This is a genomic window from Pseudorhodobacter sp. W20_MBD10_FR17 (assembly GCF_052119765.1).
Lineage (GTDB): Bacteria > Pseudomonadota > Alphaproteobacteria > Rhodobacterales > Rhodobacteraceae > Pseudorhodobacter.
On sequence record NZ_JBGQOQ010000015.1, the window covers coordinates 17733 to 33115 of the forward strand.

General features: G+C 57.9%; 14 protein-coding genes. 7 read left to right on the top strand and 7 right to left on the bottom strand.

Annotated elements, in window-relative coordinates:
• Window positions 1-221: 221 nt before the first annotated feature.
• The 3 genes from ACEN2J_RS11600 to purQ are packed head-to-tail and all read right to left on the bottom strand — an operon-like array spanning window position 222 to window position 4074.
• The gene (locus ACEN2J_RS11600) at window positions 222-1550 is read right to left on the bottom strand and encodes a sigma-54-dependent transcriptional regulator (RefSeq protein ID WP_442106000.1); all 1329 of its coding nucleotides are present in this window, start codon (window positions 1548-1550) and stop codon (window positions 222-224) included.
• Window positions 1551-1553: 3 nt separating this feature from the next.
• The gene (locus tag ACEN2J_RS11605; RefSeq protein ID WP_442106001.1) at window positions 1554-3359 is read right to left on the bottom strand and encodes an ATP-binding protein; all 1806 of its coding nucleotides are present in this window, start codon (window positions 3357-3359) and stop codon (window positions 1554-1556) included.
• Between the two features lie 46 nt (window positions 3360-3405).
• Window positions 3406-4074 (bottom strand): phosphoribosylformylglycinamidine synthase subunit PurQ, encoded by a 669-nt coding sequence (gene purQ, locus ACEN2J_RS11610; RefSeq protein WP_442106003.1) that lies wholly within the window; start codon window positions 4072-4074, stop codon window positions 3406-3408.
• Window positions 4075-4386: 312 nt separating this feature from the next.
• Here purQ and ACEN2J_RS11615 point away from each other — a divergent pair, with 312 nt between their 5' ends.
• The 4 genes from ACEN2J_RS11615 to ACEN2J_RS11630 all read left to right on the top strand — a co-directional run bounded on the left by ACEN2J_RS11615 (window position 4387) and on the right by ACEN2J_RS11630 (window position 7823).
• Window positions 4387-4746, top strand: a complete 360-nt coding sequence (locus ACEN2J_RS11615) for an ArsR/SmtB family transcription factor (protein WP_442106005.1) — start codon at window positions 4387-4389, stop codon at window positions 4744-4746.
• A 162-nt stretch (window positions 4747-4908) separates the two neighbouring features.
• Window positions 4909-5415 (top strand): TRAP transporter small permease subunit, encoded by a 507-nt coding sequence (locus tag ACEN2J_RS11620; protein WP_442106007.1) that lies wholly within the window; start codon window positions 4909-4911, stop codon window positions 5413-5415.
• Window positions 5415-6740 carry a TRAP transporter large permease gene (locus tag ACEN2J_RS11625; protein ID WP_442106009.1) on the top strand — a complete coding sequence of 442 codons (1326 nt, stop codon included), beginning with the start codon at window positions 5415-5417 and terminating at the stop codon, window positions 6738-6740. The genes ACEN2J_RS11620 and ACEN2J_RS11625 overlap by 1 nt, the downstream gene beginning before the upstream one ends.
• Window positions 6741-6785: 45 nt before the next feature.
• Window positions 6786-7823: a TRAP transporter substrate-binding protein gene (locus ACEN2J_RS11630; RefSeq protein WP_442106011.1), complete on the top strand. Its 1038-nt coding sequence runs from the start codon at window positions 6786-6788 to the stop codon at window positions 7821-7823.
• Between the two features lie 111 nt (window positions 7824-7934).
• On the opposite strand, the gene ACEN2J_RS11635 is transcribed toward ACEN2J_RS11630, so the two are convergent.
• The 3 genes from ACEN2J_RS11635 to ACEN2J_RS11645 all read right to left on the bottom strand — a co-directional run bounded on the left by ACEN2J_RS11635 (window position 7935) and on the right by ACEN2J_RS11645 (window position 10251).
• Window positions 7935-8924, bottom strand: a complete 990-nt coding sequence (locus ACEN2J_RS11635) for an alpha/beta hydrolase (RefSeq protein WP_442106012.1) — start codon at window positions 8922-8924, stop codon at window positions 7935-7937.
• 105 nt (window positions 8925-9029) lie between these two features.
• The gene (locus ACEN2J_RS11640; protein WP_442106014.1) at window positions 9030-9374 is read right to left on the bottom strand and encodes a hypothetical protein; all 345 of its coding nucleotides are present in this window, start codon (window positions 9372-9374) and stop codon (window positions 9030-9032) included.
• Between the two features lie 205 nt (window positions 9375-9579).
• A complete protein-coding gene (locus ACEN2J_RS11645) occupies window positions 9580-10251 on the bottom strand; it encodes an HAD hydrolase-like protein (RefSeq protein ID WP_442106015.1) in 672 nt (223 codons plus the stop codon).
• 102 nt (window positions 10252-10353) lie between these two features.
• On the opposite strand from ACEN2J_RS11645, the gene glmU reads away from it, so the two are divergent.
• From glmU to ACEN2J_RS11660, 3 genes are read left to right on the top strand one after another with little or no spacing between them, the layout of a single operon-like run.
• Entirely contained in the window at window positions 10354-11709 is a 1356-nt protein-coding gene (gene glmU, locus ACEN2J_RS11650; protein ID WP_442106017.1) for a bifunctional UDP-N-acetylglucosamine diphosphorylase/glucosamine-1-phosphate N-acetyltransferase GlmU, read from the top strand.
• Complete coding sequence (gene glmS, locus ACEN2J_RS11655) at window positions 11710-13524, top strand: glutamine--fructose-6-phosphate transaminase (isomerizing) (protein ID WP_442106019.1); 1815 nt, start codon at window positions 11710-11712, stop codon at window positions 13522-13524.
• Window positions 13521-14213: a DNA alkylation repair protein gene (locus ACEN2J_RS11660; protein ID WP_442106020.1), complete on the top strand. Its 693-nt coding sequence runs from the start codon at window positions 13521-13523 to the stop codon at window positions 14211-14213. Before glmS ends, ACEN2J_RS11660 begins: the two co-directional genes overlap by 4 nt.
• Window positions 14214-14369: 156 nt before the next feature.
• On the opposite strand, the gene moaA is transcribed toward ACEN2J_RS11660, so the two are convergent.
• Window positions 14370-15374, bottom strand: coding sequence for a GTP 3',8-cyclase MoaA (gene moaA / locus ACEN2J_RS11665; protein ID WP_442106022.1), 1005 nt, complete (start codon window positions 15372-15374; stop codon window positions 14370-14372).
• Between the last annotated feature and the right edge of the window lie 9 nt (window positions 15375-15383).

Genomic DNA, 15383 nt, shown 5'->3' on the forward strand with positions numbered 1-15383 from the left:
TGCCCCCCTACGCCTTTCAGGCGCCCCCCTGAGGATATTTTCACCGAACAGAAAGCCGAAGCCACTTGAGCCATCAGGCATCGTATTTCATCGCTATATTTGAAATATACTTGTGCGTTTTCTCAACCTCATCCAGAGGCTGAAACGCTAGACCGCTAAGCCCCCAAGGGACGCGCTTCATGTGAGAGGGGCGCCGCAGCCCCCCCCAAAAAAATTCGGCCTTAGGTATAATCCGAGCGGCTTAGAGAGTATTTCGCCATTTTTTCGTTCAGCGTTCTGCGCGGCAAGCACAGCTCTTCCATGACAGCGACAATCGATCCTTTGTGGCGGCGCATTGTGTTGTCAATCAGCATCCGTTCAAAGGCTTCGACATAGTCCTTTAACGGCTTGCCCTCGGTGGTCAGCGCGGGGCCCGCGGCCTCGTTATCAGCCATCAGCAAGGACGCGATAGAACCCGATCCGCGGCGATTTTGCAGCACTGCACGCTCGGCAATATTCACCAGCTGTCGCACGTTACCGGGCCACGGCGCTTGCAGCAATTGTGCGGCCTCTTGCGCGGCGACTTGCGGGGCCTCGCAGCCATATTCCTCGGCGAATTGTTCCGACAGACGGGTGAACAATGTCAGAATATCTTCGCCTCGCGCCCGCAATGGCGGGCAGATAATCGTCAGTGCGCCCAAGCGGTAAAACAAATCAGGGCGCAGAATATCCTCTAGCGTTTTGTCAGGCGCGTGTTCATTCACAATGGCGATGATACGGGTTTCGGGTGGGACGCCTTGGTCGTTAATCATGGTCAACAAGCGCGATTGCAGTGCGTGGCTTAGCGACTCGATGTCTTCAAGGCAAAGCGTGCCGCCCCGCGCCTCTTCTACCATTGGCACAGCGCCGTCTTCCATTGGGCCAAACAATTTGGCGGCAAGCTGGTCTTCGGACCACGCCGCACAGGAAATCGTCACAAACTTTTTCGACGCCCGCGGCCCCACCGCATGCAGCGCATGGGCGACAAGCGTTTTGCCCGTACCGGTTTCGCCATCAATCAGCACATGGCCATCCGCCTGCCCCAGATCGAGAATATCCTCGCGCAGCCGTTCCATTTCATCCGAGGTGCCGATCAGTTTTTTCATCAGCATCGTGCCATCCGACAACTCACGCCGTAGCGCGCGGCTGTCGAGCGTCATACGGCGATTGTGCGTGGCCTTTTTGGTCAGCTCGGTCATCCGGTCGGGGTTGAACGGCTTTTCCAAAAAGTCATATGCGCCGACCCGCATTGCCTCAACCGCCATCGGCACATCGCCGTGGCCGGTGATCATAATCACAGGCAAGCCGCTATCAAGGCTCATCAACCGTTTCAAAAACGCCATGCCATCCATGCCAGGCATCCGGATATCGGACACAACCACGCCCGGATAGTCTGCACCAATAACCTTTAGCGCATCTTCGGCGCAGGAATAGGTCTCGGTTTCAAACCCCGACAGAGCCAGCCACTGGCTGATGGATTGCCGCATGTCGGCCTCGTCATCGACAATCGCGACTTTCATTGCACGCGCCATATTCTACTCCGCTGCTGCCAGTTCACTGCCCAATATGGGGAGTTGTACTTCAAATACAGCCCCCCCCTCATCGCCATTCCGCGCAAGCAACCGCCCGCCCAAATCGGTCACAATCCCAGATGAGATCGCAAGGCCAAGCCCTACACCCTCACCGGGTTTCTTCGTCGTATAAAACGGCTCGAACAGGCTTTCGAGGTTATCGAGCCCGTGGCCATTGTCGCTTACCGTGAGATGCACGGAATGATCGACCACAATCTCTAGCTTGATCTTGGGGTCTTTGGTGTCTTTGGTCGCGTCCAGCGCATTACGCAATAGGTTAATGATCACCTGCTCCAACCGCAAGCGATCCGCCATAATCATTACCGGCGTGCGCGGCAGGTTACGGGTAATCTGCACCACGCGGGTTTTCAGCTGCGGCTCCATCATCGACAGCGCACTCGACAGGCTGGCGCGCACGTCCACCGGCTCAAACGCCTCGCCGCCCTTGCGGGCATAGGATTTTAGCTGCCGTGTGATCGCGCCCATGCGTTCGATCAGGTCATCAATGCGCTGAAAACTCGACAGCGCCTCTTCGGGGCGGTGGCGTTGCAACAACAGCCGTGCGCCCGCCAAATAGGTCTTCATCGCGGCCAAAGGTTGGTTCAGCTCATGGCTAACAGCCGCCGACATTTCGCCCAAGGCGGCCAGTTTCGACGATTGCGCCAGCGTCAACTCGGCCACGGCAAGGTCTTTTTGCACCTTTTCCCGCTGCGCGATCTCTCGTTTCAGGCGCGCATTCAGCAACCGCAGCTCGGCGCTTTCACGCTGAAACGATGCGCTTTGCGACCAAGCCCGCCGTGACAGGAAATAGAATGTCAGCGCCAAAAGGATCGCGAATCCCATGATTTCAAGCGCCAAAACCCCGTTCACCCGCTCGCGCACGGAATCGTAGGCGGTAAAGGTCAAGATGCGCCAACCTCGAAACGGCACCCGCGCCTCGGTTTTCATCACCGCCGTGCCGCGCAAATAGGCATCGGGTCGGCTTTGCGTCCAATCCGAGGTGGCCCGCAACGCGCGCTCAATCGCCGATGGCGCGTCCTGCACGGCCAGCGCCTCATCAATCGTCAACCCGCGCCACCGCGGTTCGGTCGCAAGGATCACGCGGCCTTCGCTATCGGTCACCAAAACCGCATCGGTCAGTCCGGCCCAAGCCCGTTCATATTTCATCAAATCAACCGCGACGACGATCACACCGACCATCCGGTTATCGGCCAAAACCGCGCGGGAATAGGTGAAATCATTGCCGCCGGTTTGACGGGGTTGCGCCGAAAACACCGTGTCTTTGGTGCGCTGCGCATCGACAAAATAGGCAAGGCTGCGATGGTTCGACCCGAGCAAATTTCGATTCGTCGCCCCTACCGCGCGCCCGTCTTTATCCAGCAACAAAATCGACGCCGCGCCAATTTCGGCCTGAAACGAGATCAGCCGCGCCGAGGTCCGCGAAAAATCGCCATCTTGCAGCGCTCGGATCAGCTCGGGGTCGCGCGCCAGCAACAGTGGCACAACCGAATTGCGCTGCAATTCCGAGATCAGGTTACCGGTATACAGCGCCAGACGCACCTCAGACCGGTTGCGCGTCGCCTCGCTGAACCGTTCGGTCAGCCAGACATTTGTCACCATGACCACCGCTACAGCTGCCGCAAACAGAGCCGCGATCAGCCCACGCATCAGCCATGACAATCGGCGTGATTGTTTTGCCAAGGGCTGGGCCGCAAAGGTTTTACCCGGTAAAGGGCGCGGGATGGGGATGGGTTTATCTGTATCGCTCATAGTAACAGCTTACGACCTGCCCGCGGCGACCTCAAGCAGCGCGCAATCAGGCGAGCGCCAAAGCGCCGGTCAACGAGCGAAACAACGCCGCGCCATCGGTGCTGCCATGCGACGCCTCACTTGCACGCTCGGGGTGGGGCATCATCCCCAAAACCCTGCGGTTTTCCGACAGGATTCCGGCAATGCTGCCGACCGAACCATTCGGATTGTTGCTATAGGTAAAGGCCACACGGTCTTCGCCTTGCAACCGCGCTACGGTCTCGGCATCGGCAGTGTAATTGCCGTCGTGGTGCGCAACCGGCACCATCAAACGCTGCCCTTTTTCATAGCCGCCGGTAAAGGCGCTATCCCTGGTGGCGACCTGCAATTCCAAAGGCTTGCAGATAAATTTCAGCCCCGCGTTGCGCATCAAAGCGCCCGGCAAAAGGCCCATTTCAGTGAGCACCTGAAAGCCGTTGCAGATGCCCAGAACATAACCGCCACGCGCCGCATGGGCCCGCACAGCCGCACCAATAGGTGACTGCGCCGCAATCGCGCCGCAGCGCAAATAATCGCCAAAGGAAAAACCGCCCGGTATCGCTACGATATCGATGCCCACCGGCAGATCGGTATCTTTGTGCCAGACCCGATGCACCTCGGCGCCGGCCTGTTCAAAGGCAACTGCTAGGTCGCGGTCACAGTTCGACCCAGGAAAGGTTAGAACAGCAGCTTTCATCGGTGGCCCCCATTGGCAAAGGATATGGCCGCTGCAATAGCCCAAACGTGGCCACAATTCCAGCCCCACCAGCCGCCTATGACCGGATTTTCACAAATCCTGTGCTGGGGCCCATTCTGGGGCCGCCCTAGTTACAAACCTACGCTGTCCATCGAAGCCCCAAAACCATGGCAATTTGCCCAAACTTAACGCGCCAGCCACCGCCATTCTTCAACTTCCGCAGATAAACAGACATATTCCCCCGCCGTTTCTTGAATATACCCGCGCCAAGCACTAGGATAAGGTCAACATATTCGCTGTGAAAGCTTTTCGATGTCGTTCGACTCCAATGCCCGCGCCCTTAGCCACTCTGCAAGCCCAGCCATTGCTTGCAGCAGCGTCCCACCAGAAGATCTGGTGCGGCAGGCCGAAAATGCGTCGAATTTCCTAAAGGCGTTGTCGCATGAGGGGCGCTTGATGATCTTGTGCCACCTCACCTCGGGCGAAAAATCGGTAACCGAGTTGGAAACGCTTCTCGGCTCGCGCCAAGCGGCTGTTAGCCAGCAGTTGGCCCGCCTGCGGCTGGAAGGTCTGGTCAGCTGCCGCCGCGATGGTAAGGCGATTTATTACGCTCTGTCTGATTCCCGCGCAACGCGGATGATGGCCCTGATACACGACATGTTCTGCGGCTAACTCGACTCCCCCGCCGTTCCCCCGAGTGATTAACCTTTAGGCAAAACCCGCAGCAAAATGCGCGGGCTGGTTTAACACGCTTGCCAAGTCCTATTTGCCCCGCCATGCTGACCGAAAGGTCAAATTTTGCCGCAAAGGCAAAAGCGCATACTGTGGGGGTTTATGCCGACAATCGTCATTCGCTACGTTCATTGGGTTGAACGCTGGAACAAACGCATTGGCCGAATGGCCATGTATCTGCTGTTTGTTCTGATGGCTGTGCTGCTCTGGGGGGCTATATCGCGGGCATTTTGGGTGCCGCTGCGCTGGACCGACCAGATGGGCCAATTCATCCTTGCCGGATATTTCATGCTGGGCGGTGCCTATGCCTTACAGATGGACTCGGCTGTGCGGATGGATGTGTTTTATTCCAACTGGTCGACGCGCACCAAGGCGATGATTGATGCGGTCACCATTTTTGCCCTGCTGTTTTACCTCGGCGTTTTGCTGTGGGGCGGTGTGGAAAGCGCCGCCTACGCGCTGGAATATGGCGAGCGTAAATCCGGCCTTTGGCGGCCCTACATGGCGCCTGTGAAAATTGTGATGTGTGTGGGCATTGTTATGATGCTGTTGCAATGCACCGTCTTCTTTATCCGCGACATTGCCACCCTGCGGGGGAAAGAAATCTGATGCATTATGATATGATTGCGATGCTGATGTTCGGCTCGATGCTGGTGATGTTGATGACCGGCCAGCGGATGTTTGGCATCATCGGTTTTGTGGCTGTGGTGGCCGCCTTGGCCCTGTGGGGCGACCGTGGCGGCTATGATCTGGCCTTTGCCCAAAGCATCAAGGTGATCGGTTGGTTCCCGCTGCTGACGCTGCCGATGTTCATTTTTATGGGTTATGTGCTGTCGGAAAGCCGTTTGGCCGATGACCTGTACCGGATGTTTCACGTCTGGTTCGGCCCTGTTCCGGGCGGTCTTGCGATTGGGACAATCCTGCTGATGGTTCTGATTTCGGCTATGAACGGGCTGTCGGTGGCGGGTATGGCAATTGGTGCCACCATCGCCCTGCCCGAATTGCTAAAGCGAAACTATGATAAACAGATGGTCACTGGCGTTATTCAGGCTGGCTCGTCGCTTGGCATTCTTGTGCCGCCTTCGGTGGTGCTTGTTCTCTATGCGTTGATCGCGCGGCAATCGGTGTCGGATTTGTGGCTGGCGGGCGTCGTGCCCGGGTTGCTGATGGCGGCGATGTTTATCGCCTATATCTGGATTCGCTGCAAACTGAACCCCAGCCTCGGCCCTGCGTTGGACCCGGCCGAGCTTGCCGCTGTGTCAAAATCCGAAAAGCGCCGTTTGCTGCTGGCGGGGCTTTTGCCCTTTGGCATCTTCCTTGTGATGATGGTGCCCTTTGTGACCGGCTACACGCGGCTGGTCGAAAGCTCGGTCATCGGTGCGCTGGCCTCGGTTTTGGTGGCGCTGGCCAAAGGCCGTATGTCGTGGAAAGTGCTGGAAACCGCCACCCGCCAAACCCTTGCGATTTCGTGCATGTTTTTGTGGATCATCCTTGCCGCCCTTGCCTTTGGCGCGGTGTTTGACGGGCTGCGCGCGGTTGATGCGATCAAGGGTCTGTTCCTTGATAACCTTGGCCTTGGCCGCTGGGAAGTTCTGATCCTGATGCAGATCTCGTTCCTGCTGATGGGCACATTTCTGGACGACACGGCCATGCTGGTCATCGTCGCCCCGCTCTATGTGCCCCTTGTCGCGGCATTAGATTTTGATTTGGTCTGGTATGGTGTCCTGTACACGATGACCTGCCAGATCGCTTATATGACCCCACCTTTCGGCTATAACCTGTTCCTCATGCGGGCCATGGCCCCGCCCGAGGTGACGCTGGCCGACATCTACCGCTCTATCGTGCCGTTCGTCGCCGTCATGGTGTTGGCGCTGGCCATCGTCATGATGTTCCCGCAGCTGGCGCTTTGGCTGCCAAACACACTTCGTCATTAACCAACCCGACAGGCGGACCGAACCGCCACAACAAGGAGAGTACCAATGACCACAAGAAGAAAGTTTCTCACCTCCGGCGTCCTCGCCGCTGGTGCGTCAACCCTTGCCGCACCCGTGCTGGCCCAAGGCGCCCCAATCAAATGGCGGCTGCAAACCTATGCCGGTGCGGCCCTTGGTGCCGAAGTGATCAAGCCCGCGATCGACATGTTCAATGAGATCGCCGCAGGCCAAATGGAAATTGAGCTGTACTACGCCGACCAGCTTGTTCCAACGGGAGAGCTGTTCCAAGCCATGCAGCGCGGCACCATTGACGCCGTGCAATCGGATGACGACTCGATGGCCTCGCCCACCGAAGTCACTGTTTTCGGAGGGTATTTCCCCTTTGCCTCGCGCTATTCCCTTGATGTGCCTGTGCTGTTCAACAAATACGGGCTGGGCGAGATTTGGGATGAAGAATACGCAAAAGTCGGCGTGAAACACATCAGCGCGGGCGCATGGGACCCTTGCCATTTCTCAACCAAAGACCCGATCAATTCGCTCGAAGACCTAAAGGGCAAGCGCGTCTTTACCTTCCCAACCGCCGGCCGCTTTCTGTCGCAATTCGGCGTTATCCCCGTCACCTTGCCGTGGGAAGACATCGAAGTCGCGATGCAGACGGGTGAGCTTGACGGCATCGCGTGGTCGGGCATTACCGAGGTCTATACCGTTGGCTGGTCGAATGTGACCAACCACTTCCTGACCAACAACATCTCGGGTGCATGGATTGGCCATTTCTTTGCCAATATGGACCGCTGGAAAGAACTGCCGCAGCACCTGCAAACACTGGTTAAAGTGTGCTTTGACCAATCGCACATGCACCGCCAGCAATGGTATTGGGGCGGCGAGGCCGACCTGCGCGTCAACGGCCCGAAACTGAAGCTGACCACCATCCCCGATGACGAATGGGCCACGGTCGAGGCCGCAGCGCATACATTCTGGGATGAAATCGGCGCCGAGTCCGAGACCAAGGCCAAGGTGGTTGCCATCTTCAAAGAATATAACGCCGTGATGGAAAAAGCCGGTCGGCCCTACCGTTACACCTAAACGACCAAAGGCCCCGCCTAACAGCGGGGCCTTTCTTATATGACCCTACGGCTTGCTTACGCGCTTGGATTTTCCGGCAGTGGCGCCCGCGGCGCAGCAAAGCCCCTCGCCTCACTGTCCCTCTAGCCCCTTCAACAAGGCAATCATCGCGGGCGAGGCAAACGCAGTCGTATGGTTGACCGACAGCATCTCGGTCGCGAAGCTGGCTGAAACCACGGTCGCATCTTCGTTGCCCAACTGCGACGTGTCCTCAACCATCCCTAGGCGCAGCGAATTGCCGTTAATCACACCCGATATCGGCAGCAACCGGTCCTTACCCGATCCGACCACAAAAAACGGCTGCGGCAAACCGCCCATATCATTGCGTTGCTGTTCAAACATCTCAACATCAATATCCGGCGATACCAACACCACGCCCGCCAGTTTCGGCCATTGTTTGCCCCCGTTGCGGATCGCGTGCTGGCGCAGGGCCTCCATCACCAACTGGCTGCCAATCGAATGGCCAACGATGGTAAAACTTTCAATCCCCGAGGCGCTTAGCCTGTCCAAGAGCGCCTCTAGCGCGGATCGTGACAGCATCACCGACTCGCGGTCTTGCAAATACCCCAAGTTTTCACCTGCCGAGGGCCAACTGAACAGCACCGGAATGTCAGGGCTTTGATAATCATGGACAATCTGCGCATTCATATACAGCGCCTCGGAAAACGTGTTGTTATAGCCATGCACAAACACCACGGCGCGGCGGTTTGAGGGGGCGCGCGCGGCAATCTTTTCGGCCAAAACATGGTCAAATGCGGCGGGGTTTTGGCTGGTCGCGGCCTGCGTTATGCCAAAGGCCGCTTTCGCATCGGCCGACTTTCCGGGGTATTCCACAACCCCCACCTTATGCGCAGGCGGCACCGAAACCACCGCCGTGCCATAGCTGGTAATGCTGCTGCGCACGGCCCCGAACAGGCGCGTGTCGGGGGCGCGATTGGTTGCAAACAGCACCTCATGCAGCGTGACGCCATCAGTTTTTTGCACCACCACAATTTCGCTGCGTTCACCACATGCAGTCAGGCACAGCAACGCAATTATTGACCAAGATTTTAGGGAGAACATCGCTTATAACCTCGCCAGACCACCTTTGGGCAGCTACGCATAAAGGGGGCAATTGACTTGCCCCCGCATCGATTATCTCATGGCGTACTTGGATCAGCCCAGCCTTCACCCACGCGGTGCTGGTGGGGCGAAATCACCCAGCACCTTTTCAACCTGTGCTTTGGTCAGGCTTTTATTTTCGGCCTTAAGGCAGGTCGCAATCTTGCTGGCATCCGGGCGCGCTGGCTGCTCTGGCTTTTGGCCTTTGGCTGGCGCTTTGCCCGCTGCTTCACCTTGTGGCTGCGCGGGGAAGCACGTCTTGACCGCCTTCTCAGATACCCCAAGCGCCTTGGCGATTTGCGCCGTCGGCGGGCCAGACGGGCGCTGCCCTTGTTGGGCAACAGCGGCCATAGGGGCCACCAAGGAAACAGCCGTCAACAGGGCCAAAAAGGTAGATTTGCGATTGCTCATTACAGTGTCTTTCGTTTTGCTGCCCTTCTCTGTGGAAGGTTTAAGCTAAACGGCGGCCCGTTGGTTTTCCGTCGGCTTTTTCGAAATTAAATTCAAGATCGGCATCTTTATCGCGTGTTTCAAGTGCAATCGGGCCATCACCACAGGGTAGCTGCCAGCGCATCATACACGAAAAACCATTCAAAAACAAATTCTTAAACGACAATCATCGCATTGGCAAAAACCCCTCAATCAAAGCCGGTAGATCATCGTAATGATCCAGCAAAGCATCGGGTTGCAGTCGCGCCACGCCTGCGCCTTCGGGGCCAAAGCCCACCAAAACGATCGGCACCTTGGCCGCGCGGGCCGTGTCACGGTCGGTTATTGTATCACCAATCAAAAGCGATTGATCGGCCCAACCGCCAACGCGGCGCACGGTTTCAAAGTAATGTTCGGGGTCGGGCTTGCGCACCGGCAACGTATCGGCCCCCACCAACGCGCCAAACAGGCCAGAAATCCCAAGCTGGTCGCAGAGGGTAATGGCCAAACCCTCAGGCTTATTCGTGCAAATCGCGGTTGCAAAACCGGCGTCACGCAGGGTTTTCACCGCCTCGATTGCCCCCGGATATAGCACCGTATGCACCGCAATCGCATCCGCATAGGCCCGCAACAACACAGGGTATTGCGCGTTAACCTGGGACTCGGTCCACGCCATGCCCAGCCGGCCAAACCCCAGACGCAGCATCGCCCGCCCGCCTGCAAAGGCTGTCAAAGCATCGGCGACAGGGTCCAACGGTCGCCCTTTGCCCATGCCCTCAAAACACGCATTGGCCGCAGCGATCAAATCTCCGCTGGTGTCTGCCAAAGTTCCGTCCAGATCAAAAACAACCGTGCGCATAAGTCCCCCATATGTCAGCCCTGAAACAGCGCGTTACGCGCCTGACCTTGCCACCCTGCCCCGCCCGTGTAAAAGGGTTCTGTTACCGAAGGAAAGGGTTTCATGTCAGTTTCATTGATCGTTTTGGCCGCAGGCAAAGGCACGCGGATGAATTCAGACCTGCCAAAAGTGCTGCATCCGCTGGGCTCGGCCCCGTTGCTGCACCATGCGTTGCAGGCCGGCCAAAGCCTTGATCCGGCACAGGTTATCGTTGTCGCAGGCCATGGCGCCGAGGCTGTAGGCAAAGCCGCCCGCGCCTTTGATGACAGCATCGAAATCGTGATTCAGCAAGAACAACTGGGTACGGGTCATGCGGTTGCCCAAGCTGCGCCCCTGTTGGCCAGTGCCGCAGGCGACGCGATTGTGCTCTACGGTGATACGCCCTTTGTGCGCAGTGAAACCTTGCAAGCCATGCTGGATGCCCGCGCCGACCATGCCGTTGTTGTGCTGGGATTTGAGGCTGCCGATCCGGGCCGTTATGGCCGCCTTATCACATCGGGCGACACGCTGGACCGCATTGTTGAATATAAAGACGCCACGGATGCCGAACGCGCGATAACCCTTTGTAACTCAGGTGTGATCTGCGCCGACATATCGGTGCTGTTTGACCTTGTGTCACAGGTTGGCAACAGCAATGCCGCTGGCGAATACTACCTGACCGACATCATCGCACTGGCCCGCGCCCAAGGGCTTTCGGCGGGCGTGGTCACCTGTGACGAATCCGAGACGCTTGGCATCAACACCCGCGCCGAGTTGTCGGCGGCTGAGGTGGCCTTTCAGACCCGCATGCGCGCCGAGGCACTGGAAAACGGTGTTACTCTCGCCGATCCAGCAACCACATATTTCGCCTATGATACCGTGATTGGCCGCGATACACTGATCGGCCCGAATGTGGTCTTTGGCCCGCGGGTGACGATTGAATCCAACGCCGAGATCAAGGCGTTTTGCCATCTTGAGGGTTGCCATATCAGCCGTGGCGCCACCGTTGGCCCGTTTGCCCGCCTGCGCCCCGGTGCCGAGTTGGCCGAGGATGTGCATGTCGGCAATTTTGTCGAAATCAAAAACGCCGTGCTAGACGAAGGCGTCAAGGTGGGCCACCTCACCTATCTGGGCGATGCCCATGTGGGCGAGCATACCAATATCGGCGCAGGCACCATCACCTGCAACTATGACGGCGCGAATAAACACCGCACCGAAATCGGCCCGCGCGTCTTTATCGGCTCTAACACCATGCTTGTGGCCCCTGTGACAGTGGGCCGTGACGCGATGACGGCCTCGGGGTCGGTGATCACGGCCAATGTGCCGTCAGAGGCGTTGGCGCTGGCGCGTGCGCCGCAAGTCAACAAGCCCGGCCTCGCCGTGCGCTTGATGGACCGATTTATGAAAATCAAAGCTGACCGCCAGAAAGGCAAGTCGTAAATGTGTGGAATCATTGGCGTTCTGGGCAAGAATGAAGTCGCGCCCTTGTTGGTCGAGGCCCTAAAGCGGCTGGAATATCGCGGCTATGACAGTGCAGGCATTGCCACAGTCAACAACGGCGTTTTGGGCCGCCGCCGCGCGGTTGGTAAGCTGGTGAACCTGTCCGACTTGCTGGTGCATAACGCGCTAGCGGGCAAATCCGGCATCGGCCACACCCGCTGGGCCACGCATGGCGCCGCCACCGTTCAAAATGCCCACCCGCATCAGGCAGGCCCCGTTGCCGTTGTCCATAACGGCATTATTGAAAACTTCCGTGAGCTGCGCGAAGAGTTGCAAGCCAAAGGCTATACCTTTGAATCGCAAACAGATACTGAAACCGTGGCCATTCTGACCCGCTCTCATCTCGATGCAGGCATGACCCCGGTTGAGGCCGCACGCGAAACCCTGTCACGGTTGCGCGGTGCCTTTGCATTGTGCTTTTTGTTCGACGGTCAGGATGACCTGCTAATCGCCGCGCGCAAAGGCTCACCCTTGGCTATCGGGCACGGGTCTGGCGAAATGTTTGTCGGATCAGACGCTATCGCCCTTGCACCGATGACCGACCAAGTCACTTATCTGGAAGAGGGCGACTGGGCCGTTATCACCCGCCAAGGCGCCGAGATTTTTGACGCACACAACCGCCGCGCCAACCGCGCCACAACCCAGATCGTGCAAGAACATACCCGCATTGAAAAGGGCGGCTACAAGCATTTCATGGCCAAAGAAATCGCCGAACAGCCGGTGGTTTTGGCCGATGCGCTGAAACACAACCTTGCAGGCGATGCGCTTAACCTGCCGCCCGAGATGGATTTTACCAGCGTTGACCGGCTGACCATGGTTGCCTGCGGCACTGCCTACTATGCCTGCGTTGTGGCGAAATACTGGTTTGAACAGGTCGCGGGCATTCCGGTTGAGGTGGATGTCGCCTCGGAATTCCGCTACCGCGAGCCGCCAATTACCCCCAACACTTGGGCGGTGTTCGTCAGCCAATCGGGCGAAACCGCCGATACCTTGGCCGCGCTGCGCTATTGCACCGATAAGGCTGCGAAAATCGTCGCGGTGGTCAATGTGCCTACGTCGTCAATCGCGCGCGAAGCCGATATTGCCTTGCCAATCCGCGCAGGGGTTGAAGTAGGCGTCGCCTCGACCAAAGCCTTCACCTGCCAGTTGGCCAGCCTTGCGCTGATGGCGCTGAAAGCGGCGCGTGACAAAGGCCGCTTAACCGATGCCGAACTGGCAAAACACATTGCCGATCTGGGCACTCTGCCCGGCCTTATCAACCAAGCCATGCTGATCGCCCCACAAGTGGCACAGATCGCCGAAGAACTGGCCCGCGCGCAGGACATTTTGTTCCTTGGCCGTGGCCCACTGTTCCCGCTGGCGATGGAAGGCGCGCTAAAGCTGAAAGAAATCAGCTATATCCACGCCGAAGGCTATGCCAGCGGCGAACTGAAACACGGCCCCATCGCGCTGATTGATGCCCAAGTGCCGGTGATCGTGCTGGCCCCCCGCGATGCGCTGTTCGAAAAAACCGTGTCGAACATGCAAGAGGTGATGGCCCGCCATGGCAAGGTATTGCTGATATCAGATGCCGCAGGCGTAGCCGAGGCCGGCATGGGCTGCTGGAAAACGCTGGAAATGCCCGCCGTTCCCGACTTTCTGGCACCCATCCTCTATGCCGTGCCGGCCCAAATGCTGGCCTATCATACCGCCATCGCCAAAGGCACCGACGTCGACCAACCCAGAAACCTAGCAAAATCGGTAACCGTAGAATGACCCCCGAACTGACAGTCGAACACGCCATTGCCGAAATCAAGGCCCTCTCTGACCCCGCAAAACCCGCGCAAATGCTGGCGTATCACAAGGTTGACCGCCCGTATCTTGGCACCTCTAACCCCGACATTGAAACGCTGTGTAAAACCTGGCGCGCCGAATTGCCGCTACAGGATCGCCTTTCGCTGTGCCACGGCCTTTGGGCCAGCAATATCCATGAGGCGCGCATCGCCGCCGCCAAACTGCTTACCCAAGCCCGCATCCGCCCCGATGATAGCGGCGCATGGGAGATGATCTGCTCTTGGCTGCCCGATTTTGACGCATGGGCCATCGCCGATCACGTCTGCATCGCCGCGCAAAAACGCATTATGGCCGATCCGGCGCGCCTAGACACGGTTGAAGGCTGGACCACCAGCCCCGAGATGTGGACCCGCCGCGCCGCCCTTGTGTCCACCCTGCCCTTTGCCCGTCTGAATAACCTGAAACCGGCCGAGCAAGAGGCCCGCGAGCGCATTCTGATCTGGGCGGCAAGCTATCTGGGCGATAAAGACTGGTTCATCCAAAAAGCAGTGGCGTCATGGTTGCGCGATCTATCCAAACACGATCCAGCGCGTACCGAAGCGTTTCTTGCCGAGTTCGGCGATCTGATGAAAACATGGGCGCGCAAAGAGTCGGGCCAGTATTTACAGTGAAACGAATGACCTGACACAGGGGCCTGCGATTTTCAGGGGGATTTACCCCCTTCAAATCGCGGTGCCAAGCACCACGTCTCGCATCCCACTGCGCTTTCTCTTTGGGTTAAATATCCTCGCCGAAGGCATGATTTTTCGTAGAAAAATCGTCCCTGCCTAGCCGCCAGTATGGCTCATGTGCCGCGTCATCTGGCCATCCACTTTTTGGCGTGAATAGTCAAAATCATGGCCTTTGGGTTTGCGCAAAATCGCGTCGCGAATGGCCTGTTCCAGCACTGCGTTATCACCACTCGCCCGCAATGGCGCACGCAAATCGGCCATGTCTTCTTGGCCAAGGCACATATACAGCTCACCCGTGCAGGTCAGTCGCACGCGATTACAGCTTTCACAAAAATTATGCGTCAACGGCGTGATAAACCCGATTTTCTGCCCCGTTTCTTCCACCCGCACATAGCGTGCAGGCCCGCCGGTGCGCTCGGTCAATTCCGTCACCGTAAACCGCTCACGCAGCCGCGCGCGCAGGTCTTCCAGGCTCCAGTACTGGTCCAGCCGGTCCTCATTCCCGAGGTCGCCCATCGGCATGACCTCGATAAACGTCAGATCATGCCCTTCGCGCGCGCACCAATCGGCAATAGAAAACAGCTCGTCCTCATTAAACCCTTTCAACGCCACCACGTTGATCTTTACCCGCAGCCCTGCCTCTTTCGCGGCGGCAATCCCGTCCAACACCTGTGCCAACCGGCCCCAGCGCGTCACCTCGGCAAACTTGGCATCATCCAGGGTGTCCAGTGACACATTGATCCGCCGCACCCCGCAAGCCGCCAATGCCACCGCATATTTGCGCAGCTGGCTGCCGTTCGTTGTCAGCGTCAACTCTTGCAACGCGCCGCTGTCGAGATGCCGTGTCATGGACTCAAAGAACGTCATGATTCCTTTGCGCACCAGCGGCTCGCCACCCGTGATCCGCAGTTTTTCTACGCCCATACCGATGAAGGTTGTGCACATGCGGTCCAGCTCTTCCAGCGTCAGCAACTCGGCCTTGGGCAGAAAGCTCATGTTTTCAGACATACAATAGACGCAACGAAAATCGCAGCGATCCGTCACGGAAACGCGCAGATAGTTGATGGCGCGGGCGAATGGGTCGATCAGTGGTGTATTCATGCCCGAACT

What these genes read in the sequence shown, in the direction of transcription:
- ACEN2J_RS11630 (WP_442106011.1), top strand. Translation starts at nt 6,786, where the DNA reads ATGACCACAAGAAGAAAGTTTCTCACCTCCGGCGTCCTCGCCGCTGGT.
- ACEN2J_RS11605 (WP_442106001.1), bottom strand. Translation starts at nt 3,359, where the DNA reads ATGAGCGATACAGATAAACCCATCCCCATCCCGCGCCCTTTACCGGGT.
- ACEN2J_RS11640 (WP_442106014.1), bottom strand. Translation starts at nt 9,374, where the DNA reads ATGAGCAATCGCAAATCTACCTTTTTGGCCCTGTTGACGGCTGTTTCC.
- ACEN2J_RS11635 (WP_442106012.1), bottom strand. Translation starts at nt 8,924, where the DNA reads ATGTTCTCCCTAAAATCTTGGTCAATAATTGCGTTGCTGTGCCTGACT.
- moaA (WP_442106022.1), bottom strand. Translation starts at nt 15,374, where the DNA reads ATGAATACACCACTGATCGACCCATTCGCCCGCGCCATCAACTATCTG.
- ACEN2J_RS11645 (WP_442106015.1), bottom strand. Translation starts at nt 10,251, where the DNA reads ATGCGCACGGTTGTTTTTGATCTGGACGGAACTTTGGCAGACACCAGC.
- ACEN2J_RS11660 (WP_442106020.1), top strand. Translation starts at nt 13,521, where the DNA reads ATGACCCCCGAACTGACAGTCGAACACGCCATTGCCGAAATCAAGGCC.
- ACEN2J_RS11620 (WP_442106007.1), top strand. Translation starts at nt 4,909, where the DNA reads ATGCCGACAATCGTCATTCGCTACGTTCATTGGGTTGAACGCTGGAAC.
- glmU (WP_442106017.1), top strand. Translation starts at nt 10,354, where the DNA reads ATGTCAGTTTCATTGATCGTTTTGGCCGCAGGCAAAGGCACGCGGATG.
- purQ (WP_442106003.1), bottom strand. Translation starts at nt 4,074, where the DNA reads ATGAAAGCTGCTGTTCTAACCTTTCCTGGGTCGAACTGTGACCGCGAC.
- ACEN2J_RS11625 (WP_442106009.1), top strand. Translation starts at nt 5,415, where the DNA reads ATGCATTATGATATGATTGCGATGCTGATGTTCGGCTCGATGCTGGTG.
- glmS (WP_442106019.1), top strand. Translation starts at nt 11,710, where the DNA reads ATGTGTGGAATCATTGGCGTTCTGGGCAAGAATGAAGTCGCGCCCTTG.
- ACEN2J_RS11615 (WP_442106005.1), top strand. Translation starts at nt 4,387, where the DNA reads ATGTCGTTCGACTCCAATGCCCGCGCCCTTAGCCACTCTGCAAGCCCA.
- ACEN2J_RS11600 (WP_442106000.1), bottom strand. Translation starts at nt 1,550, where the DNA reads ATGGCGCGTGCAATGAAAGTCGCGATTGTCGATGACGAGGCCGACATG.